The sequence below is a fragment of the Streptomyces capparidis genome (assembly GCF_054782095.1).
In genome coordinates, this window is record NZ_BAAGTD010000038.1 from 1 (window position 1) to 21922 (window position 21922).

At 72.8% G+C, this 21922-nt stretch carries 15 protein-coding genes and 1 pseudogene; 5 read left to right on the top strand and 11 right to left on the bottom strand.

Annotated features, from left to right (window positions below; all coding sequences use genetic code 11):
- Positions 1 to 96, top strand: a pseudogene (locus ACYVO2_RS26235) (ATP-binding protein); the annotation flags it as partial.
- A 129-nt stretch (positions 97 to 225) separates the two neighbouring features.
- Here the strand turns inward: ACYVO2_RS26235 and ACYVO2_RS26240 are convergent.
- The 5 genes from ACYVO2_RS26240 to ACYVO2_RS26260 form a co-directional block, all read right to left on the bottom strand.
- Complete coding sequence (locus tag ACYVO2_RS26240) at positions 226 to 768, bottom strand: hypothetical protein (RefSeq protein WP_461010519.1); 543 nt, start codon at positions 766 to 768, stop codon at positions 226 to 228.
- A gap of 155 nt (positions 769 to 923) precedes the next feature.
- Entirely contained in the window at positions 924 to 2546 is a 1623-nt protein-coding gene (cimA, locus tag ACYVO2_RS26245) for a citramalate synthase (protein ID WP_461010464.1), read from the bottom strand.
- Positions 2547 to 2848: 302 nt separating this feature from the next.
- A complete protein-coding gene (locus ACYVO2_RS26250; protein ID WP_461010465.1) occupies positions 2849 to 4183 on the bottom strand; it encodes an MFS transporter in 1335 nt (444 codons plus the stop codon).
- 258 nt (positions 4184 to 4441) lie between these two features.
- Positions 4442 to 5563 carry a branched-chain amino acid aminotransferase gene (locus tag ACYVO2_RS26255; protein WP_461010466.1) on the bottom strand — a complete coding sequence of 374 codons (1122 nt, stop codon included), beginning with the start codon at positions 5561 to 5563 and terminating at the stop codon, positions 4442 to 4444.
- 300 nt (positions 5564 to 5863) lie between these two features.
- Entirely contained in the window at positions 5864 to 6907 is a 1044-nt protein-coding gene (locus ACYVO2_RS26260; protein ID WP_461010467.1) for a 3-isopropylmalate dehydrogenase, read from the bottom strand.
- A gap of 215 nt (positions 6908 to 7122) precedes the next feature.
- Between ACYVO2_RS26260 and ACYVO2_RS26265 the strand changes: the two genes are divergently transcribed.
- Positions 7123 to 8730: a purple acid phosphatase family protein gene (locus ACYVO2_RS26265; RefSeq protein WP_461010468.1), complete on the top strand. Its 1608-nt coding sequence runs from the start codon at positions 7123 to 7125 to the stop codon at positions 8728 to 8730.
- A 587-nt stretch (positions 8731 to 9317) separates the two neighbouring features.
- Here the strand turns inward: ACYVO2_RS26265 and serA are convergent.
- The 6 genes from serA to ACYVO2_RS26295 all read right to left on the bottom strand — a co-directional run bounded on the left by serA (position 9318) and on the right by ACYVO2_RS26295 (position 19167).
- Positions 9318 to 10943: a phosphoglycerate dehydrogenase gene (gene serA, locus ACYVO2_RS26270; RefSeq protein WP_461010469.1), complete on the bottom strand. Its 1626-nt coding sequence runs from the start codon at positions 10941 to 10943 to the stop codon at positions 9318 to 9320.
- Between the two features lie 302 nt (positions 10944 to 11245).
- Positions 11246 to 12247, bottom strand: coding sequence for a ketol-acid reductoisomerase (gene ilvC / locus ACYVO2_RS26275; protein WP_461010470.1), 1002 nt, complete (start codon positions 12245 to 12247; stop codon positions 11246 to 11248).
- A 138-nt stretch (positions 12248 to 12385) separates the two neighbouring features.
- Complete coding sequence (gene ilvN / locus ACYVO2_RS26280; protein ID WP_461010471.1) at positions 12386 to 12910, bottom strand: acetolactate synthase small subunit; 525 nt, start codon at positions 12908 to 12910, stop codon at positions 12386 to 12388.
- A gap of 31 nt (positions 12911 to 12941) precedes the next feature.
- Entirely contained in the window at positions 12942 to 14792 is a 1851-nt protein-coding gene (locus ACYVO2_RS26285; protein ID WP_461010472.1) for an acetolactate synthase large subunit, read from the bottom strand.
- Positions 14793 to 14994: 202 nt separating this feature from the next.
- Positions 14995 to 17811 (bottom strand): putative bifunctional diguanylate cyclase/phosphodiesterase, encoded by a 2817-nt coding sequence (locus ACYVO2_RS26290; RefSeq protein ID WP_461010473.1) that lies wholly within the window; start codon positions 17809 to 17811, stop codon positions 14995 to 14997.
- 429 nt (positions 17812 to 18240) lie between these two features.
- Positions 18241 to 19167, bottom strand: coding sequence for a 2-hydroxyacid dehydrogenase (locus ACYVO2_RS26295; protein ID WP_461010474.1), 927 nt, complete (start codon positions 19165 to 19167; stop codon positions 18241 to 18243).
- Positions 19168 to 19240: 73 nt separating this feature from the next.
- Between ACYVO2_RS26295 and ACYVO2_RS26300 the strand changes: the two genes are divergently transcribed.
- The 3 genes from ACYVO2_RS26300 to ACYVO2_RS26310 all read left to right on the top strand — a co-directional run bounded on the left by ACYVO2_RS26300 (position 19241) and on the right by ACYVO2_RS26310 (position 21751).
- Entirely contained in the window at positions 19241 to 20245 is a 1005-nt protein-coding gene (locus ACYVO2_RS26300) for an aldo/keto reductase (RefSeq protein ID WP_461010475.1), read from the top strand.
- 121 nt (positions 20246 to 20366) lie between these two features.
- Positions 20367 to 21569 carry a PQQ-dependent sugar dehydrogenase gene (locus ACYVO2_RS26305; RefSeq protein ID WP_461010476.1) on the top strand — a complete coding sequence of 401 codons (1203 nt, stop codon included), beginning with the start codon at positions 20367 to 20369 and terminating at the stop codon, positions 21567 to 21569.
- A 14-nt stretch (positions 21570 to 21583) separates the two neighbouring features.
- Positions 21584 to 21751: a DUF6191 domain-containing protein gene (locus ACYVO2_RS26310; protein WP_461010477.1), complete on the top strand. Its 168-nt coding sequence runs from the start codon at positions 21584 to 21586 to the stop codon at positions 21749 to 21751.
- Positions 21752 to 21922 lie beyond the last annotated feature (171 nt).

The window sequence follows — 21922 nt, forward strand, 5'->3', positions numbered from 1 at the left end:
ACCCCCATCATCACCACCGACGCACGCCAGCGCGCCGAAGCCAAATCCGCACTCATCACCCTCGTCGAACACGCGCTGATGGCACGGCTGCGCTAGACGGCACGGCCGCGGAAGCGGCGGAACGACACGCGGGTCCCCGCACGGCGACGGCCGGACGGGGACCTTCCTCCTGTGCGGGGGCGTGCGTGCGGGCGGGGGCGCCGCGCGCGCCCGCCGCCGGGCCCGTCAGCAGCCGCCGCAGTTGTAGTAGGTCACGTCCCAGTGGTTGCTCTCCCGGTAGTAGACGTTCCCCGAGCCGGAGCGCCACTTCGAGCCGCCGATGTAGGTGAAGTTCGCGTTCACGTAGTTGTTCAGGCAGGTGGAGAGGCTGAAGTCGAGCTTGTAGCCGTTCCAGTGGCTGTACGTGCCGCTGGCGTGGCCGGTCTCGGTGCCGCCGGTGACGTTCAGCGCGCAGCCGCTGGCCCGCTTGAGCGTCTGGGCGCCCTGCACCGTGGTGAGGTTGATCTGCTCGAACGAGGTGCAGGTGGGGTTGTTCCGGTCCGAGCAGCCGCCGCTGGAGGACCAGGTGATGCCGACCGAGCGGAACATGTCGGCGGCCTGCGCGTGGCTGAGCTTGGTGACGGCGTGCGCCTCGGTGGTGGAGGCGAGGCCGGCTCCCGGGGCGAACAGGACGGTGGCGGCGACCGCGGCGGCGGCCACGGCGGTGCGCGACTTCGTCAGCGCGGACCTGGACGGCAGGACTCGGGACGGCAGCGCGCGGGGCGACATGCTCATGACACGACCCATGACGGATCCTCCCCTGGGGCGAGGGACGGGTGCGGACGGTGGAGCGCTCACATGATGCCCCGGGTCTACGCTCGTAGACCAGAGGGCGTGCGCGTCCCCGTCCCGGGGGCCGGCGCACCACCGGCCCCCGGGCGCGGTCACTCCGCGGGGCGTACGCCGGCGCGCAGCAGGCCGTAGGTGTAGGCGTCGTTCAGCGCCTGCCAGGAGGCGGCGATGACGTTCGCGCCGACGCCGACCGTGGACCACTCGCCCTTGCCGTCGCCGGTCTCCACCAGTACCCGGGTGACCGACTCGGTGCCGTGCCTGCCCTCCAGGATGCGGACCTTGTAGTCCACCAGCTCCATGCGGGCCAGCTCCGGGTAGATCCGCTCCAGCGCCACGCGCAGCGCCTTGTCCAGGGCGTTGACCGGGCCGTTGCCCTCCGCGGTGCTCACCAGCCGCTCGCCCTTGGCCCACAGCTTGACCGTGGCCTCGTTGGCGTGGGTGCCGTCCGGGCGGTCCTCCACGATGGCCCGCCAGGACTCGACGGTGAAGTACGGCTCCGGCTCGCGCCCGGCGTTCCGCTCGATCGCGTCGCGCAGCAGCAGCTCGAACGAGGCGTCGGCGGCCTCGTAGGTGTAGCCGGCCTTCTCCCGCTCCTTGACCTGCTCCACGATCCGGCCGGTCAGCTCCCGGTCGCCGGACAGGTCGTAGCCGAGCTCCTTGCCCTTCAGCTCCACCGAGGCGCGCCCGGCCATGTCGGAGACCAGCATCCGCATGCTGTTGCCGACGAGCTCGGGGGCGATGTGCTGGTACAGGTCCGGATCCACCTTGATCGCCGAGGCGTGCAGGCCCGCCTTGTGCGCGAAGGCGGAGACGCCCACGTAGGGCTGGTGGGTGGACGGCGCGAGGTTGACCACCTCGGCGATCGCGTGCGAGATGCGGGTCATCTCGGCGAGGCAGCCCTCGGGCAGCACCCGGCGGTCGTACTTCAGCTCCAGGGCGGCGACGACGGGGAAGAGGTTGGCGTTGCCCACGCGCTCCCCGTAGCCGTTGGCGGTGCACTGCACATGGGTGGCGCCGCCGTCCACCGCGGCCAGGGTGTTGGCGACGGCGCAGCCGGTGTCGTCCTGGGCGTGGATGCCGAGCCTGGCCCCGGTGTCGGCCAGCACCGCGCCGACGACCGCCTGCACCTGCGCGGGCAGCATGCCGCCGTTGGTGTCGCACAGCACCACCACGTCGGCGCCGGCCTCGTGGGCGGCGCGCACCACGGCCCTGGCGTACTCGGGGTTGGCCCGGTAGCCGTCGAAGAAGTGCTCGCAGTCCACGAACACCCGGCGGCCGGCGGCGCGCAGGTGGGCGACGGTGTCGCGGACCATGGCCAGGTTCTCCTCCAGCGTGGTGCGCAGCGCCAGCTCCACATGCCGGTCGTGCGCCTTGGCGACCACCGTCACCACGGGCGCGCCGGAGGCGACGAGCGCGGCCACCTGGGGGTCGTCCGCCGCGGCGACACCGGCTCTGCGGGTGGCGCCGAACGCGACCAGCCGGGCGTGCCTGAGGTCGAGCTCGGTGGCGGCGCGGGCGAAGAACTCGGTGTCGCGGGGGTTGGCGCCCGGCCAGCCGCCCTCGATGAACCCGACGCCGAAGTCGTCCAGGTGCCGGGCGATGGTCAGCTTGTCGGCGACGGTGAGGGTGATGCCCTCGCGCTGGGCGCCGTCACGCAGTGTGGTGTCGAAGACGTGGAAGCCGTCGTCGGGACGGTGGGTCGTCTGGCCCGTCATGGCTGGAGCTCTCCTGTCGGGATCCGGTACGGGATGTCCCGGTACCACTGTCCCCCCTTCCCGCGCGCCGCGCCCTTCCGGCCGGTGGGCCGACGGGGTGCGTGGCGCATGAGCCGCAAAACGAAACGACCTCTCGCGGGTGCGAGAGGTCTGCGCGCGGGTCTGAGGACACGATGGCCGCCGTGGTGCGGGGTCGCACGGGCGGTCACTGCGGACCGGCGCGCCTGCTGCCAATAATCGTCGCGGCGAGCGGGAGCACGGGGGCAGTTTGCACACGACTGCCCCCGGCGGACAACTTCGTCTCAGGATGCGGTCGCCGGGGCGGGCGGATCCGGCTGCTTGGCCGGGTCCCGCCGGCGTCCGATGTCGGTGAGCGAGACGTTCGCCGTCTCCCGCATGGACAGGTACACCACCAGCGACACCGCGGCGCAGCCCGCGACGTACCAGTAGTAGCCGGACTCGGCCCCGCCGTTCTTGAACGCCAGCGCCACGTACTCGGCGGTGCCGCCGAACATGGCGTTCGCCAGGGCGTACGGCAGCGCCACGCCGAGGGCGCGCACCCCCGTGGGGAACAGCTCGGCCTTCACGCAGGCGTTGATCGAGGTGTAGCCCGTGATGACGATCAGGGCGAACAGGGCGAGGCCGAACGCGGGCCAGAAGCTGTCCACCCGCTTGAGCAGCGTCATCACCGGCACGGTCAGGAACGTGGAGCCGATCGCGAAGCTGATCAGCAGCGGGCGGCGGCCGATCCGGTCCGACAGCGCCCCGGCCAGCGGTTGCAGGCACATGAACACGAACAGGGCGCAGAAGCTGACCAGGGTCGCGGTGTGCTTGGACAGGCCCGCGCTGTTGTGCAGGTACTTGGTCAGGTACGTGGTGTAGGTGTAGTAGGCGACCGTGCCGCCCATGGTCAGCGCCATCACCAGCGCGGCCTCGCGGCGGTGCCGCAGCAGGGCGCGGACCGTGCCGCGGTCGGTCGCGGGCTCGCCCGCCTCCTCGTAGACCTCCGTCTCCAGCATGTTGCGGCGCAGGTAGAACACCACCGCGGCGCCGAGGGCGCCCACGACGAACGGCACCCGCCAGCCCCAGTCGTGCAGCGCGTCCTCCGACAGGGTGCTCTGGAGTATCAGCAGCAGGCCGAGGCCGCACAACTGCCCCGCGGTCATCGACACGTACTGGAAGCTGGAGGCGAAGCCGCGGCGGCCGGGCGCGGACGCCTCGGTGAGGTAGGTGGCGCTCGCGGCGTACTCGCCGCCGACGGACAGGCCCTGGAGCAGCCGGGCCAGCAGCAGCACGGCGGCGCCGCCGTAGCCCGCGACGGCGTAGGTCGGGGCGGCGGCGATCATCAGGGCGCTGGCCGACATCAGGGTGACGGTGAGGGTGAGCGCCGCCTTGCGGCCCTTGCGGTCGCCGACGCGGCCCAGCAGCCAGCCGCCCACCGGGCGCATGAAGAAGCCGACGGCGAAGATGCCGGCGGTGTTCATCAGCTTGGCCGTCTCGTTCCCGTCGGGGAAGAAGGCGTCCGCGAAGTAGGTGGCGAAGCTGGCGTAGACGAACCAGTCGAACCACTCGACCATGTTGCCCGCGGAGCCGACCCAGATCTTTCTCCAGTGCGCGTTGCCCAGCGAAGTGCCCATTCGCGAAACGGTGCACGACATTCCGCTTCCGTCGCAATACCGCGTTCAGGTGATCGCGAAGCACGTACGGGCATGTCACGGGCGGGACGCGCGGGGGCGCGGGCGCCGGGGCGCCGGCAGGGCGGGGCGACCCGCCGGGGAGCGCCGGGCGGGAACGCGCCGGGGCCGCGCGGACGGTGCGCCCGCGCGGCCCCGGCCGGTCCGATCCGGCCTGACCCGGTCTTCTTGCCTGGTCCGGTCTGGTCTGGTCTGGTCTGGTCAGAAGATGCGGTGCATCCAGCCGTGGGTGTCCTCGGCCGCGCCCGTCTGGATGTCCAGCAGGGCCTTGCGCAGCCGCAGCGTCACCTCGCCGGGCTGCCCGTCGGCGACCGTCCAGTCGGCGGCGGTGGACTTCACCTCGCCCACCGGCGTGATCACCGCCGCGGTGCCGCAGGCGAAGACCTCCGTCAGCGAGCCGTCCTCGTTGCCGCGCTGCCAGTCCTCCACCGAGATCCGGCCCTCCTCGGTGGCGTGGCCGAGGTCGGCGGCCAGCGCCAGCAGGGAGTCGCGGGTGATGCCGGGCAGCAGGGAGCCGGTCAGCGCGGGGGTGACGATCCGCGCGTCCGGGCCCGACCCGTACACGAAGTACAGGTTCATCCCGCCCATCTCCTCGATCCAGCGGTGCTCCACGGCGTCCAGCCACACGACCTGGTCACACCCCTGCGCGGCGGCCTGGGCCTGCGCGACCAGGGACGCGGCGTAGTTGCCCGCGCACTTGGCGGCGCCCGTCCCGCCGGGCGCGGCCCGCACGTACTCCTTGGACAGCCACACCGACACCGGCTTGACCCCGCCGTGGAAGTACGCGGCGGCGGGTGAGGCGATCAGCAGGAACAGGTACTCGCTCGCCGGCCTGACGCCGAGCCCGTTCTCCGTGGCGATCATGAAGGGTCGCAGGTAGAGGGTCTGCTCGGGCTGGTCCGGCACCCAGTCGCGGTCCTGGGTGACCAGCGCCTCGACGGCCGCGACGAACAGGTCGTCGGGCAGCTCGGGCATCGCCATGCGGCGGGCGGACGCGCGGAAGCGGGCGGCGTTGGCCCGGGGGCGGAAGGTGGCGACCCCGCCGTCCGGCTGCCGGTACGCCTTGAGCCCCTCGAAGATCGCCTGGCCGTAGTGGAGCGTCATGTTCGACGGGTCGATCTCCAGCGGCCCGTACGGCACCAACTGGGCCTCGTGCCAGCCGCGGCCCTCGCTCCAGCGGATGGTGACCATGTGGTCCGTGAACACCCGGCCGAATCCCGGGTTGGCCAGCAGGGCCGCGCGCTCGGCGGCGGGCAGCGGCCGCGCCGAGGGCTTGAGCTCGATGGCGGGCAGCGGGGCGGGTGCGCTTTCGGGCGTGGTCATCGTTTGCGTGTCCTTCACCTGTGTCGTGGTGGACCGTGCCCCGCTCCGTTACTCGGACGTCCAAGCTTCACCCCGTGCGGCGGCCCCCGATGTCTGCGGGGGCGGGCGGCGCGGGGATGCCGGGCGTGGCGGGAGGAGCAGGCCGTGGCCCTGGGTCGATACTCGCATCCCGCCGCGGGTAATCCCAGTGGCGGGGTGCGCGGGACCCCTGCCCGAAGCCCCGGGTGGCGCCTGCCGCGGTGTGCGGAAAGGCGAACGGGGCTCCGGCGCGGGAGCCCCGTGAACAGTGGCGCCCGCCGGTCAGCCGGCTACTCGGGCGGCCAGCGCGTCGCCGATCTCCGCGGTGGTGCGCGGCCCGGCGTCCGCGCGCGCGGCGAGGTCCTCGGCGACGGCGGCCTCGACGCGGGCGGCCTCGGCGGTCAGGCCGAGGTGCTGGAGCAGCAGGGCGACGGACAGCACCGTCGCGGTGGGGTCGGCCTTGCCGGTGCCCGCGATGTCGGGCGCGGAGCCGTGCACCGGCTCGAACATGGACGGGAAGGCGCCGGCGGGGTTGATGTTGCCGCTGGCGGCCAGGCCGATGCCGCCGGTGACGGCCGCGGCGAGGTCGGTGAGGATGTCACCGAAGAGGTTGTCGGTGACGATGACGTCGAACCGCTCGGGCTGGGTGACGAAGAAGATCGTCGCCGCGTCCACGTGCAGGTAGTCCGTGGTGACGTCCGGGAACTCCCGCCCCACCCGCTGGAAGATCTCCGACCACAGGTGGCCGGCGTGCACCAGCACGTTGTTCTTGTGCACCAGGGTGAGCCTGCGGCGGGGCCGGGCCTGGGCGCGGGCGTACGCGTCGCGGACCACCCGCTCGATGCCGAAGGCGGTGTTCAGGCTGACCTCGGTGGCGACCTCCTGCGCGGTGCCCTGGCGCAGCCGCCCGCCGTTGCCCACGTAGGGGCCCTCGGTGCCCTCGCGGACGACCACGAAGTCGATGTCCTGCTTGCCCGCGAGCGGGGAGTCCACGCCCGGGAAGAGCCGGGCCGGGCGCAGGTTGACGTGGTGGTCGAAGGCGAAGCGGAGCTTCAGCAGCAGGCCGCGCTCCAGGACGCCGGAGGGCACGCCGGGGTCGCCGATGGCGCCGAGCAGGATGGCGTCGTGGGCCTTGAGCTCCTCGAGCACCGGGTCCGGCAGGGTCTCGCCGGTGGCGTGCCAGCGGCGGGCGCCGAGGTCGTACTCGGTGGTCTCCACCGTGACCTCGGCGGGCAGGGCTGCGGCGAGGACCTTCAGGCCCTCGGCCACGACTTCCTGGCCGATGCCGTCACCGGGAATGGCTGCGAGGCGGATGGTGCGAGACATGGCGGCAGCCTAGTCGCCGTCCCAGCGAATGACACAACCGCGTCCACGATGCGGACACACCGCCGCCGCGCCGGGCCGCGCCGCCGGGCCCACGCGGCCGTGTCCCGCGGCGGTCACCCGCCCGCCGGCGCGCAACACCGCCGTTGTCCCCCGGACGGCGGCAGTTCACGTGTCGTCCCTCTTCCGGAACGCCGGACATGCGAACTTCGTTTCTTATGAAGACTCCGCGCATGGGTGTCCCGGAGCCGCTCGCCGAGCGGCTGAGCATGGCCGAGCAGCACGAGTACCTGCGCTCCCGCTTCGGGACGCGGATGAGCAGAAGGGGGCTGCTGCGCGGCGGCACCGCCGCGGCGGGGACGGCGGCGGGCGCGGGCCTGCTCGGCGGCTCGGCACGGGCCACCGCGGGCCCGGCCGCCGGCCCCACCCTGGTGACCAGGCCCGCGACGGCGGAGGTGGACGGCGCGCTGGTCGCCCCGTTCGGCCGGCATCTCGCCTTCGGCGCCGACCCGCGCACCCAGATGCGGATCTCCTGGCAGGTCCCGGTCGCGGTGCGGCGGCCCTATGTGCGCGTGGGCCCGCGGCCGTGGGAGCTCAGCCGGAAGCTGCCCGCCCGCCTGGTGCCGCTGCGCACGCCCGCGCTCGGCGGGCGCACCGGGCCGGTCGAGCAGTACTACCTGCACGCCGCGCTGGACGGGCTGCGCCCCGGCACCACGTACTACTACGGGTGCGGCCACGACGGCTTCGACCCGGCGACGCCCGGGGCGCTGCACACCCTGGGCTCGTTCACCACCGCCCCGGAGCCCGCGGCGCGGCGGCCGTTCACCTTCACCGCGTTCGGCGACCAGGGCGTCGGCGCCCACGCCGTGGCCAACGACAGCGTGCTCCTCGCCCAGAACCCGGCGTTCCACCTGCACGCGGGCGACATCGCCTACGCGGACGTCTCCGGCCACGGCACCGAGCAGGACACCTACGACCCCCGCTCGTGGGACGTGTTCTTCGCGCAGACCGAGCCGGTGGCCTCCCGGGTGCCGTGGATGGTGACCACGGGGAACCACGACATGGAGCCGTGGTACTCCCCCAACGGCTACGGCGGCGACCAGGCCCGCTTCGCCTTCCCCGGCGGCGGCCCGGCACCGGACCTGGCGCCCGGCGTGTACGCGTTCACCTACGGCAACGTCGGGGTGGTCGCGCTGGACGGAAACGACGTCAGCCACGAGATCCGCGCCAACCTCGGCTACACCGCCGGTGGGCAGACCGCCTGGCTGGACCGGGAGCTGGCCCGGCTGCGGGCGGCGCCCGGCATCGACTTCCTCGTGGTGTTCTTCCACCACTGCGCCTTCTCCACCACCCGCGCCCACGCCTCCGACGGCGGGGTGCGCGAGGAGTGGGTGCCGCTGTTCGACCGGCACCGGGTGGACCTGGTCGTCAACGGCCACAACCACGTCTACGAGCGCACCGACGCCATCCGCGGCGGCGCGGTCCGGCCGGTGCCCATCGGCGGGACCGTGCGGCCGGAGTCCGACGGTGCCGTCTACATCACCGCGGGCGGGGCCGGCGCGGCGCTGTACAACTTCCCCGCGCCCGACGTCTACGACGGCCACGGCCGGGCGCACGCCGACGTGGCGAGCTACCACTGGACGGAGTCCGGGGACAAGCAGCCGGAGACCGTGACCTGGTCCCGGGTGCGCTACACCGGTTTCTCATTCATCCGCGTGGACTCCGTGCCCGCGCCGCGCGGCCGCGCGGCGAGGCTGACGGTGACGGCGCTGTCGGACACGGGGAAGCGGGTGGACCGCTTCACCGTGGAGCGGACGGCGCGGTAGGGCCTGTCCGCGCCGAAGCGGCCCGGGTCCGCCCGGCGCACGGACTCAGTGAACGGTGCGCGGGCTCAGTGGCCGGTGGCGCCGCCGTTGTCGCGGCGGTCGAGGGCGCGCTGGAGGGCTTCTGCGGCTTGGCGGCGGGCGTTGTCGTCCATGGCTGTCACTCCATTTCCGTGAAGGGGGAGGACCGGCGGGCGTGCGGCGCTGCTCGCGGCTCGCCGCCGCGCGGTCCGGTCGTGGAGACGGTGGTGAAGCGAACGCCAAGGGGCGGGCTTTCCCGGTGTGGCAGGGGTGGCCTGCGCCTGACACCGGTCGCGCATCGCCCGGTCGCTGGATTCAGCACACGTTGGCACCTTCCACGTTAGGGCAGGTCGGCGCGGTTGTCTCGGCGTTTACTAGGGTTTCCTACTATCTGAGACGACGCCGGTGGAACGCCGCCCTCCGGCGGAGCGGCGGCGTCCGCCCGGACCTGCGCGAACACGGCGGTGCCCCACCTCCTCGACGGGAGATGGGGCACCGTACTGCCGGCCGGACACCGCGGCCGGGCCCGGCGGACGCGTCGTCCGCCTGCCGGCCGGCCGTGTCCGCGCTCAGTCCACCAGGTTGACCGCGCGCGCGGAGGTGGCGCCGATCTCGCCGGTGATCTCGCCCAGCACCGGCGCCGGGATCTCGCTGTCCACGGTGAGCGCCACCAGCGCCTCACCGCCCTGCGCGGCGCGGGAGACCTGCATGCCCGCGATGTTGATGCCCGCCTCGCCGAGGATCCGGCCGACGGTGCCCACCACTCCGGGGCGGTCCTCGTAGCGCAGGAACGCCATGTGCTCGCTGAGCACCAGGTCCACGTCGTACTCGTCGATGCCGACGATCTTCTGGGTGTGCTTGGGGCCGATCAGGGTGCCGGAGACCGACACCTCGTCGCCGCCCGCCAGCGTGCCGCGCACCGTGATCAGGTTGCGGAACTCCGGGCTCTCGGTGCTGGTGGTCAGCCGCACCTCCACCCCGCGCTCCTGGGCGAACAGCGGCGCGTTGACGTAGGAGACCGTCTCGGCCACGACGTCGGAGAACACGCCCTTGAGGGCGGACAGCTCCAGCACCTTCACATCGTGCTGGGTGATCTCGCCGCGCACCTCCACGTCCAGGCGGACCGCGACCTCGCCCGCCAGCGCGGTGAAGATCCGGCCCAGGCGCTCGGCCAGCGGCAGCCCCGGGCGGACCTCCTCGGCGATGACACCGCCCTGCACATTGACCGCGTCCGGCACCAGCTCGCCCGCGAGCGCCAGCCGCACCGAGCGGGCGACGGCCACGCCCGCCTTCTCCTGCGCCTCGTCGGTGGACGCGCCCAGGTGCGGGGTGGCCACCACGTTCTCGAACTGGAACAGCGGCGAGTCGGTGCACGGCTCCTTGGCGAACACGTCCAGGCCCGCGCCCGCGACCCGGCCCTCCTTCAGCGCGCTGGCCAGGGCCTCCTCGTCCACGATGCCGCCGCGGGCGGCGTTGACGATGCGCACGGTCGGCTTGACCTTGCGCAGCGCCTCGTCGCCGATGAGACCGATGGTCTCCGGCGTCTTCGGCAGGTGGATGGTGATGAAGTCGGACACCCGCAGCAGGTCGTCCAGCGGCAGCAGCTTCACCCCCATCTGGGCGGCGCGCGCGGGCTGCACGTACGGGTCGTACGCGACGATCTTCATGCCGAACGCGGACATGCGCTGGGCCACCAGGACACCGATCCGGCCGAGGCCGATGACGCCGAGCGTCTTCTCGCTGAGCTCGACGCCCGTGTACTTGCTGCGCTTCCACTCGCCGCCCCGCAGCGCCGCGTTCGCCGGGGCGATGTTGCGGGCGGTGGCGATCAGCAGGCCGCAGGCCAGCTCGGCGGCGGTGACGATGTTGGACGTCGGGGCGTTGACGACCATCACGCCCGCCTTGGTGGCCGCCGACACGTCCACGTTGTCCAGGCCCACCCCCGCGCGGGCGACGACCTTCAGCCTGCGGGCCGCGGCGATGGCCTCGGCGTCCACCTTCGTCGCGCTGCGGACCAGGATGGCGTCGACGTCGGCGATGGCGGACAGGAGCTCGGCTCGGTCGGCGCCGTTGCACTGCCGGATCTCGAAGTCCGGCCCCAGGGCGTCGACGGTGGCGGGCGACAGCTCCTCGGCGATCAGTACGACGGGTTTCGGGGGTACGGGGGCCGTCCCCCGATTGGTTGACGTGCTCACGTGGTCCTCACTTGTCCTTCGCGGGACGGCCGGTCCCTGCGGCCGCACGGCGGGATAGAGGCAGGCGAATAGGAGACATTCCGCGTTCGGGAGACGCACGACGCTGTGAGCCTGACGCGCAAGTGCAGTCTAGCCACGGCGGTGCCGCCCACCGGCGCCGTTGGTCGAGGATCACCCGCAGCGTGGCTGGATGTCGCGGGTGTGCGGGCGGGGCGGCGGGGGCCCGCGCCGCGCCGGGCAGACGCAGGCCGCGCCGCCCGCCCGCCGCGGGTGCGGCGGGCGGGACGGCGCGGCCGGCCGGCTCAGGCGTCCTCGTTGTCCACCCAGCTCATGAGCCCGCGCAGCTTCTTGCCCGTGGTCTCCAGGGTGTGGTCGGAGTCCGCCTTCTTGTACTCGTTGTACTTCGGCAGCCCGGCCTTGTACTCCGCCATCCACTGCTTGGCGAAGCTGCCGTCCTGGATCTCGGCGAGCACCTTCTTCATCTCGGCCTTGGTGGCGTCGGTGACGATGCGGGGGCCGGTGACGTAGTCGCCCCACTCGGCGGTCTCCGAGACCGACCAGCGCATCTTCTCCAGACCGCCCTCGTACATCAGGTCCACGATGAGCTTCAGCTCGTGCAGGCACTCGAAGTAGGCGATCTCCGGCTGGTAGCCCGCCTCGACCAGGGTCTCGAAACCGGCCTTGACCAGCGCGGTCGTGCCGCCGCACAGCACGGCCTGCTCGCCGAACAGGTCGGTCTCGGTCTCCTCGGTGAAGGTGGTCTTGATGACGCCGGCGCGGGTGCCGCCGATGCCCTTGGCGTAGGACAGCGCCAGCGGGAACGCCTTGCCGGTGGCGTCCTGCTCGACCGCCGCGATGCACGGCACGCCGCGGCCCTCCTCGAACTGGCGGCGCACGAGGTGGCCCGGGCCCTTCGGGGCGACCATGCACACGTCCACGCCCGCCGGGGGCTCGATGAAGCCGAAGCGGATGTTGAAGCCGTGGCCGAAGAACAGCGCGTCGCCGTCCTTCAGGTTCGGCGCGATGGACTCCTTGTAGACGTCGGCCTGGACCGGGTCCGGGACCAGCACCATGATCACGTCAGCCTCGGCGGCGGCCTCGGCCGGGGTGACCACGCGCAGGCCCTGCTCCTCGGCCTTGGTCCGGGACTTCGACCCCTCGGGGAGGCCGACGCGCACGTCGACGCCGGAGTCGCGCAGGGACAGCGCGTGGGCGTGGCCCTGGCTGCCGTAGCCGAGAACCGCGACCTTGCGGCCCTGGATGATGGACAGGTCGGCGTCGTCGTCGTAGAACAGCTCGGCCACTTGGGGTCTTCTCCTTGGTTCAGGATTCGGTGTCACTGAGGTTGGGGTCTGCGGGGCGCTGCGGCGTTTCGCGGTGTACGTCCCACCGTAGGGCCCAGCGGCGCCGGGCGCGGCCGCGGGGGCCGCGCCCGGCCGGGGTCACGCCGACCTGTCGAGGGCGCGCAGCGAGCGGTCGGTGATGGAGCGGCCGCCGCGGCCGATGGCGACCACGCCGGACTGGACGAGCTCCTTGATGCCGAACGGCTCCAGCATCCGCAGCATCGCCTCCAGTTTGTCGCCGCTGCCGGTGGCCTCGATGGTGACCGCGTCCGGGGAGACGTCCACGGTCTTGGCGCGGAAGAGCTGGACGATCTCCACGATCTGGGAGCGGGTCTCGTTGTCGGCGCGGACCTTCACCAGCACCAGCTCGCGCTGGACCGCGGACGCCGGGTCCAGCTCGACGATCTTCAGCACGTTGACGAGCTTGTTGAGCTGCTTGGTGACCTGCTCCAGCGGGAGTTCCTCCACGTTGACCACGATGGTGATCCGAGAGATCTCCGGGTGCTCGGTGGTGCCGACGGCGAGGGAGTCGATGTTGAAGCCGCGCCGGAAGAACAGGGCGGCGATCCGGGCCAGGATGCCGGGCTTGTTCTCCACGAGGACGGAGAGCGTGTGCTTGGACATGGTTTCCTCTTCGGTGGCGTGCCGGCTGCGGTCAGTCGTCCGCGTCGCCGAAGTCCGGGCGGACGTCGCGCGCGGCCATGATCTCGTCGTTGGAGGTGCCGGCGGCGACCATCGGCCACACCATGGCGTTCTCGTGGACGATGAAGTCCACGACCACCGGGGCGTCGTTGAGGGCCAGCGCCCGCTCGATGGTGGCGTCGAGCTCGGCCGGGGACTCGCAGCGCAGGCCGTGGCAGCCCATGGCCTCGGCGAGCTTGACGAAGTCCGGGATGCGGGTGCCGGCGCCGGGGGTGAGGCCGTCCGCCTCCGGGCCGCTGTGCAGGACGGTGTTGGAGTAGCGCCGGCCGTAGAAGAGGGTCTGCCACTGGCGGACCATGCCCAGCGCGCCGTTGTTGATGATCGCGACCTTGATCGGGATGTTGTTCAGGGCGCAGGTGACCAGCTCCTGGTTGGTCATCTGGAAGCAGCCGTCGCCGTCGATCGCCCAGACGGTGGTGTCCGGGCGGCCGGTCTTGGCGCCCATCGCGGCCGGGACCGCGTAGCCCATCGTGCCGAGCCCGCCGGAGTTCAGCCAGGTGCCGGGCCGCTCGAAGGTGATGAACTGCGACGCCCACATCTGGTGCTGGCCGACGCCCGCCGCGTAGACGGTGTCCTCGCCGGACAGGCGGCCGATCCGCTCTATGACCTGCTGCGGGGCCAGGCTGCCGTCGGCCGGTGCCTCGTACCCGAGCGGGTAGGTCTTCTTCCAGCCGTTCAGCCGGTTCCACCAGTCGCTGTAGACGCCCTTGTGGCCCGCGTCGTGCTCGGCCTGGACCGCGACGATCAGGTCGGCGATCACCTCGCGGGCGTCGCCGACGATCGGCACGTCCGCCAGCCGGTTCTTGGAGATCTCCGCGGGGTCGATGTCGGCGTGGACGATCCTGGCGTTCGGGGCGAAGGTGTCCAGGCGGCCGGTGACCCGGTCGTCGAAGCGGGCGCCGAGCGCGACGATCAGGTCCGCCTTCTGGAGCGCGGCCACGGCCGGGACGCTGCCGTGCATGCCCGGCATGCCCAGGTGCTGCGGGTGGCTGTCGGGGAACGCGCCGCGCGCCATCAGGGTGGTGACCACGGGCGCGCCGGTCAGCTCGGCGAGGATGCGCAGCTCGGCCGTCGCGCGGGCCTTCAGCACGCCGCCGCCGACGTACAGCACCGGGCGCTGGGCGCCGACGACCATCCGCGCGGCCTCGCGGATCTGCTTGGCGTGCGGCTTGGTGACCGGGCGGTAGCCGGGCAGCTCGGGGGACGGCGGCCAGCGGAAGGTGGTCTGCGCCTGGAGGGCGTCCTTGGAGATGTCCACCAGGACGGGGCCGGGGCGGCCGGTGGAGGCGATGTGGAACGCCTCCGCGATGGTGCGCGGGATGTCGTCCGCGTCGGTCACCAGGAAGTTGTGCTTGGTGATCGGCATGGTGATGCCGCAGATGTCCGCCTCCTGGAAGGCGTCCGTGCCGATGGAGTGGCTGGCGACCTGGCCGGTGATGGCGACCAGGGGCACCGAGTCCATGTGGGCGTCGGCGATCGGCGTGACCAGGTTGGTGGCGCCGGGGCCCGAGGTGGCCATGCAGACGCCGACCTTGCCGGTGGCCTGGGCGTAGCCGGTGGCGGCGTGCCCCGCGCCCTGCTCGTGGCGGACCAGGATGTGGCGCACTCGCGAGGAGTCGAGCAGCGGGTCGTAGGCGGGCAGGATCGCGCCTCCGGGGATGCCGAAGACGGTCTCGGCACCCACTTCCTCCAGGGAACGGATCAGGGCCTGCGCGCCGGTCAGCCTGGCTGGGGAAACGGGCGCCCGCTCCGCGCCGCGGGCCCGCGGCTGCGGGTGAGGGGACCCTGTGGCCTGCTCGGTCATCTGGGATTCTCTTCTCGAGAGGATGGTGCGGGAGGGTTTGCGGCAACAAAAAACCCCTCGTGCCCGTAGGGCAAGCGAGGGGAGCGCGTCAGCGGGGGATCACGGGGCCGTGCGGGACAGCCCTGGATCAGCCGACGCGCCGTCCAAGTACGAGAATTCGGGTGCGCATGGCACCGACCTTCCTCCGACATCGTCAGGAGTGTCAAGCCGGTGGGACGGACGTCTCATTATGCGGGCGGCCGGCCCCCGCGTGCGGCAGCGCTCCCGCGGGCACCGCGGCAGGCGGCGCGGTGTGCGGCACCGGGTAGGAGCCGCGGGTCAGGGCGCGGCGCAGCGGCGCCCTCTCCAGCGGGCCGGAGAAGACCATCCCCTGCGCGTAGGTGCAACCCATGGCGCGCAGCGCCTGCGCCTGCTCGGGCCGGTCGACGCCGTCGGCGACGGTGGTCAGGCCGAGCTCGTTGGCGAGCCGGAGCATACCGGCCGTGAGCTTGTACAGCCGCCCGTTCTCCACCACTCCCTCCACGAAACTGCGGTCGATCTTGACTATGTCCACGGGCAGCCGGCGCAGCGCGGTCATCGAGCCGGAGCCCGCGCCGAAGCAGTCCAGCGCGATGCGCACCCCGTACCGCTTGAGCTCCACCAGCCTGCGCTCCAGGTCCTCCATGGAGTCGCGGGGGTCGCTCTCGGACACCTCGAGCACCAGGCACTCGCCGGGCAGGCCGCGGCGCGCGGCGACCTCCTCCACCCGGTGCGCGGCCGGGCCGCGCTCCAGCAGGCGCTTGGCGGACATGCGCACCGCCACCGGGGCGCGGTGGCCGGCCCGGTACCGGTCGGCGGCCTGGCCGACGGCCTCGTCCAGCAGCCAGCGGCTGAGATCGGCGGTGCGGTCGGAGTCCTCGGCCATGCGCAGGAACTCGGCGGGCGTGAGCAGCATGCCCTGCGCCGACCGCCACCGGGGCTGCGCCTCGACCAGGGCGACCTCGCCGGTGACCAGGTCCACCACCGGCTGGTGCAGCAGGGTGAACTCGCCCTCGTCGAGCGCGGTGCGCAGCCGGTCGGCGAGCTCGGTGCGGCGCACCACGTCGGCGCGCATCTGGGGGGCGTACATCTCCACCCGGCCCTTGCCCGCGGCCTTGGCCCGGTACATCGCCAGGTCGGCGTTGCGCATCAGCTCCTGGCAGCCGATGCCGGGCTCGGCGAAGGCCACGCCGATGCTGGCCGCGATGCGCACCTCGGTGCCCGCGACGCGGTAGGGCTCGGACAGGGAGGTGCGCAGCCGGTCGGCCACCTCGCGGATCTGGAGCTCCCGCACATACAGGTCCTCGCTGCCGCCGCACACCAGGGCGGCGAACTCGTCGCCCCCGAAGCGGGCCACCGTGTCCCCCGCCCGGACGGCGTCCTGGAGCCTGCGGGCGGCGTGCACCAGCAGCTCGTCGCCCGCCTGGTGGCCCACGGTGTCGTTGACCCCCTTGAAGCCGTCCAGGTCGATGAAGAGCACGGCGGCGATGCCGTCCCCGGTGCGGCGCCCGCCGAGCGCCTGGCGCACCCGCTCGGTGAACAGCGCCCGGTTGGGCAGGTCGGTGAGCGGGTCGTGGGAGGCGCTGTGCTGGAGCTGCGCCTGGAGCCTGACCCGCTCGGTGACGTCCCGGCTGTTGAAGATCAGGCCGTCCTGGTGGCGGTTGACCGTGGACTCCACGTGCAGCCAGGAGCCGGTGCCCGAGCGGATGCGGCACTCGATGCGCGTAGCGCTCTCCTCGTGCGGCGGGGCGGCCAGGAAGCGGCGCACCTCCCGCAGTGTCCTGCCGAGGTCGGCCGGGTGGACCAGGCGGGCGAACTCGGTGCCGACCAGCTCCTCCGGGGAGCGCCCGTACACGCCCTGCGCCGCGGGGCTGACGTAGCGCAGCACCCCGGCGGGGGTGGCGATCATGATGACGTCGCTCGAGCCCTGCACCAGCGAGCGGAAGTGGTTCTCCTGCTGCGCCAGCTCCTGGGTGAGGGAGATGTTGTCCAGCAGCATGATGCCCTGGCGGACCACCAGGGCGAGCACGACGAGGCAGCAGGTGAGCAGCACCACGCGGTCCACGCGGCGCCCGTTGAGGACGTTGTAGATGATCCCCAGGGTGCACACGGCCGCGGCGACGTAGGGCGTGAGCGCGGTGAGGGCGCTCGCCACGCGCCGCACGGGCTGGGTGACGATCGTGGTGCGGCCGCGGCGGGCGGCCGCCTCGCGGGCGCTGACCCACGGCGCGTAGGCCAGCAGCATGCTGCCCGCGAACCAGCCCGCGTCGAGCATCTGGCCGGAGTGGTAGCTGTCGCGCAGCACCGGGGTGGTGAACAGCGCGTCGCACAGCACGGTGAGGGCGAGCGCGGCCAGCGCGGTGTTCACCGCGGTGCGGTTGACCGACGAGCGCCTGAAGTGCAGCGCCATGACCATGCTGACCAGGACGATGTCCATCAGCGGGTAGGCCAGCGTGAGCGCGGTGCGCAGCGAGCCGCCGGAGTCGCCGTGGGCGGTGTGGGCCAGCGCCAGGCTCCAGCTCAGGGTGATCAGGGACCCGGCGATCAGCCAACTGTCCAGCCCGAGGCAGACCCAGCCCAGGCGGGTGCACGGCCGCTTGGCCAGCACCAGCAGGCCGATGATCGCGGGCGGGGCGAACATCAGGAACAGGAAGTCCGCCGCGGAGATGCTGGGCACCCGCGCGCCCTGGACGACCTCGTACCAGCCCCAGACCGCGTTGCCCGCGGCGACCATGAACGAGGAGACGGCGAACAGCAGCCAGGCGGGCCGGCTGCGCCCGGAGACGGCGCGGGCGTACCACAGGCAGGAGGCGCAGGCGCACAGGGCGGCGGCGCACAGGCCGAAGTCGCCCATGACGCTGGCGACGAAGGGGGTGCCCCAGCCCACGGCCGAGCCGACGGCGTAGCCGCCGCAGAGCACCGCCACGACGAGCTGCGGCAGCAGCCCGGCGCGCCCGCCGGTGACGGGCGCCCGGGTCAGGACGGCGGTGGGCGCGCTCACCTCGGCCACCGTCCCTCACGCGGCCGGCCCACGGGCAGCCGCCTCTCGCAGGGGCGCATCCGGCACTCCGCGGAGGAGCGCCCGCGGTCGCCCGGCCGCAGCAGGTCGTGCCGCGGCCGGTCCTGGCGCCGCCCGTCGTGGGGCGGCTTCGTCCGTTCCCGCGCCGGGTTGGTGTTCCGGCGGTAGTTGGTCCATTGGCCGCACATCGCCCGTCGCCCCCCTTAGGTCGAAGACTCCTGGGGTTTTTCCGGCGTCCGCACTCCGTCCCCTCCTAATTGGGAGTTACGGCGCATCCCCGCTCCGGACGATACACCAGACGGTCACTCAGGGACATAGTGAATGTACTGAGCGTAACCATATCGGGTGGCGCAGACACTCAGTGCAGTCAAAGCCCCGCCAAAGGACCTCTCTGTATGGAAATAACGCAAGTCAGCTCATGACAATGACATTTTCCAGGGGGTCTCCGGAGAGATACCGGCGCACTTGTGCCCGGACCAGCCGCCTGGCACGGGGGAGGAAGGCGGAGCTGCTGCCACCCACGTGCGGGCTGATGAGCACGTTGGGCGCGTGCCACAGGGGGTGTCCCGGGGGCAGTGGTTCGGGGTCGGTGACGTCCAGGGCCGCGTGCAGCCTGCCCGACTCCAGCTCCGGCAGCAGCGCCTTGGTGTCCACGACCGCGCCGCGGCCGACGTTGACCAGCAGCGCGCCGTCCCTCATCCGGGCCAGGAAACCGGCGTCCACCAGGCCCCGCGTCTCGTCCGTCAGCGGGGTGACCAGAATCACCACGTCCGCGCGGGGCAGCAGGTGTGAAAGGTCACGCAGGGGGCGCACGGGACCACGCGGCGTCTCGCGAGCGCTGCGCGCGACCCGTATGACGTCGCACTCGAACGGCGTGAGCCGGTCCTCGATCGCGGCGCCGATCGCGCCGTACCCGACGATGAGCACCGTTCTGTCGGCGAGCGCCGGGTAGAAGCCGGCGTACCACCGCTCCGTGTCCTGCCCCCGGACAAACCTGGGTATACCGCGCAGCGAGGACAGGGTCAGGGTGAGCGCGAGTTCCGCCGTGCTGGCTTCGTGGACACCGCGGGCGTTGCAGAGCGTAACGCCGCTCGGAATGTGCGGAAGCAGCACATCCACTCCGGCGGTGAGTGTCTGCACAACGCGCAGGTTCCGCATGCGCGGCAGCAGGGGAACGGCGACGGGCCCCTTCAGATAGGGGGTGACGAAGAATTCCACCGCCTCGATACCGGAAGGCGGTTCCCCTTCTCCGTCCCAGTAGCCGTATTCCGGCCCCTCGGGCAGGCCTTCGATTTCCTGCGGCGGGAGCGAGAGCCAGATGTGCTTCGTCGTATCCATGTCAGGAGGCTAAGTCAGCAGACGTTAGTTTGGTGCCGCCGCCGGTGAGGGGCAGTGCGGAGGGGACAACCGGGTGGAGCGCAGGACAATGGGCGCGTCGGCTCTCGTGGTGGGCGCCGTCGGGCTGGGGTGCATGCCCATGAGCTGGGCGTACGGCTCGTCACGGCGGAACGGGGAGGAGTCCTTGCGCGCGGTGCGGGCCGCGCTCGACCACGGGGTGACGCTCTTCGACACCGCCGACATGTACGGCCCCTTCACCAACGAGCTGCTCCTGGGGCGGGCGCTGCGCGGCCGCAGGGACGAGGCGTTCGTCTCCACCAAGTGCGGGTTGCTGGTGGGCGACTCGCACATCGTCGCGAACGGCAGGCCGGGCTATGTCCGGCGCGCCTGCGACGCGTCGCTGCGCCGTCTCCAGACCGACGTCATCGATTTGTACCAGCTTCACCGGGTCGATCCGGAAGTGCCGCTGGAGGAGACCTGGGGGGCGATGGCGGAACTCGTCACCGCCGGAAAGGTGCGCGCGCTCGGCCTGTGCGCGGTGGGGGCGCGCGCGGATCGGCGAGGGGGCGCGAACGGGGGCGCGGGCATGCATTCGCTCACTCTGCGTCAACTGGCGTGCGCGCAGCAGGTCTTCCCGGTCTCCTGCGTCCAGGCCGAGCTGTCGGTGTGGTCGCCGGAAGCCCTGGCGGACCTGCTCCCGTGGTGCGTGGCGCGCGGGGTGGGGCTGATGGCGGCGATGCCCCTGGGGAACGGGTTCCTCAGCGGGACGCTGCGGCCTGGTGAGGGCTTCGAGCCGGACGACCTGCGGGCCCGGCACCCGCGGTTCACCGCCGAGATGATGGCGGCGAACCAGCCGATAGTGGCGGGTCTCCGGCGGGTGGCCGAGCGGCACGGGGCCACGCCCGCGCAGGTCGCGCTCGCCTGGGTGCTGGCGCAGGGACCCGGCGTGGTGCCGGTGCCCGGCACCCGGCGGGAGCGGTGGGCGGTGGAGAACGCGCGCGCCGCCGGGCTGCGGCTGACCCCGCCGGACCTGGCGGAGATAGCCGCGCTGCCCCGGGCGCTGGGGTCGTGGGACTGAGGCGCGCGGCGCGGGGACCGTGCGCCGCCCGGCGCTCCCGCCCCGGCGCCACCGGCGGCGCGCGGGGACGCCGCGCGCCGATCACCCAGGTCTTCGGGGCCGGTCGTGTTGTCCTGGAGACATGCAGAGTTCAGCGTTGCTCTCCTCCACGCGCAGCCGAGTCCTCGCGCTGGCCGCGGCCGTGCTGCTCGCGGCGACGGCCTGCTCCTCCGACGGCGACGGCCCGGGGGAGTCCGCGTCCTCCCCCGCTCCCTCGTCCCCGGCCTCCTCCCCCGCGGCCTCGTCCCCCGGCCCGGGCGCCTCCTCGCCCGGCGCGTCCTCGTCCGGGCGCCGGGCCACCGGCGCCACCGTCGCGGGCACCGTGGCCACCGACCTGGACACCCCGTGGGGCCTGGCCTTCCTGCCCGGCGGCGACGCCCTGGTCGCCTCGCGGGACACCGGTGAGGTGGTGCGGGTGTCCGAGGGCGGGCGGAAGAGGACCGTGGGCACCGTGCCGGGCGTACGGACCGCGGACGGCGGCGAGGGCGGGCTGCTCGGGCTCGCGGTCGCGCCGACGTTCGAGCAGGATCGTTACGTCTACGCCTACTACACCGCGGAGCGGGACAACCGCATCGTGCGGATGAAGCTCGAGGGCGACCGGCTCGGCCGCCCCGCCACGGTGCTGGCCGGGATACCGAGCGGCACCAACCACATCGGCGGCCGGATCGCGTTCGGCCCCGACGGCATGCTGTACGCGGGCACCGGCGAGCGCTACGACGCGGACCTGGCCCAGGACCGGTCCTCCCTCGGCGGGAAGATCCTGCGGATGCGGCCCGACGGCGAGCCCGCGCCCGGCAACCCGTTCCCCGGCTCGGTCGTCTACTCCCTGGGCCACCGCAACGTGCAGGGCCTGGCCTGGGACGACCAGGGGCGGCTGTGGGCGTCGGAGTTCGGGCAGAACCGGTGGGACGAGCTGAACCTCATCCGGCCCGGCGGCAACTACGGCTGGCCCGAGGTCGAAGGGAAGGCGGACGGCTCCGCGGACCGGGACGAGTACGTGGACCCGGTCGCCCAGTGGTCCACCGAGGAGGCGTCCCCCAGCGGCATCGCCTACGCCGACGGCGCCGTGTGGCTGGCCGGGCTGAGGGGACGGCGGCTGTGGATGGTCCCCGTGGACGGCGAGCGGGCCGGGAAGCCGAAGGCGCTGTTCACCGGCGAGTACGGGCGCCTGCGGACGGTGGCGCGGGCCGCGGACGGCTCGCTGTGGCTGTCCACGAGCAACACCGACGGGCGCGGGACGCCCGGCGCCGACGACGATCGCCTCTTGCGCCTCACCGTGCGGTAACGGACGATGGCCGGATGTTCGGGAGTATTTTCGAAGAGTTGTTCAGTCCGGGACGTAAGCACACCCAGGACGAGCGCAACCGCCTCGAGATGACGCGCGACGAGGCGGGGGACGCGGACCCGGGCGCCGGTCCCATCGACCTGGACTCGGGCGTGGTGGTGATCCGGCCCGCCGGCGCCTGAGCACCCCCGGCAGGCCGGGACACCCGAGCACCCGGGGCACCACCACCCCCGGGAGTCCGGCCGCGCGGCCTCGCCTGCCGACCCGGCCGGGCGGCTCCGGCGCACGGAGGCGGCGCTGCCGTGCCCCGGCGCAGCGGTCCCGTGCCTGGCCGATTCCCGCGGGTCCGGCTC

Bases quoted from the DNA above. Each gene is read 5' to 3' on its own strand.
- ACYVO2_RS26240 (WP_461010519.1), bottom strand. From the start codon at position 768: ATGTCGCCCCGCGCGCTGCCGTCCCGAGTCCTGCCGTCCAGGTCCGCG.
- cimA (WP_461010464.1), bottom strand. From the start codon at position 2,546: ATGACGGGCCAGACGACCCACCGTCCCGACGACGGCTTCCACGTCTTC.
- ACYVO2_RS26250 (WP_461010465.1), bottom strand. From the start codon at position 4,183: ATGGGCACTTCGCTGGGCAACGCGCACTGGAGAAAGATCTGGGTCGGC.
- ACYVO2_RS26255 (WP_461010466.1), bottom strand. From the start codon at position 5,563: ATGACCACGCCCGAAAGCGCACCCGCCCCGCTGCCCGCCATCGAGCTC.
- ACYVO2_RS26260 (WP_461010467.1), bottom strand. From the start codon at position 6,907: ATGTCTCGCACCATCCGCCTCGCAGCCATTCCCGGTGACGGCATCGGC.
- ACYVO2_RS26265 (WP_461010468.1), top strand. From the start codon at position 7,123: ATGAAGACTCCGCGCATGGGTGTCCCGGAGCCGCTCGCCGAGCGGCTG.
- ilvN (WP_461010471.1), bottom strand. From the start codon at position 12,910: ATGTCCAAGCACACGCTCTCCGTCCTCGTGGAGAACAAGCCCGGCATC.
- ACYVO2_RS26285 (WP_461010472.1), bottom strand. From the start codon at position 14,792: ATGACCGAGCAGGCCACAGGGTCCCCTCACCCGCAGCCGCGGGCCCGC.
- ACYVO2_RS26295 (WP_461010474.1), bottom strand. From the start codon at position 19,167: ATGGATACGACGAAGCACATCTGGCTCTCGCTCCCGCCGCAGGAAATC.
- ACYVO2_RS26305 (WP_461010476.1), top strand. From the start codon at position 20,367: ATGCAGAGTTCAGCGTTGCTCTCCTCCACGCGCAGCCGAGTCCTCGCG.
- ACYVO2_RS26310 (WP_461010477.1), top strand. From the start codon at position 21,584: ATGTTCGGGAGTATTTTCGAAGAGTTGTTCAGTCCGGGACGTAAGCAC.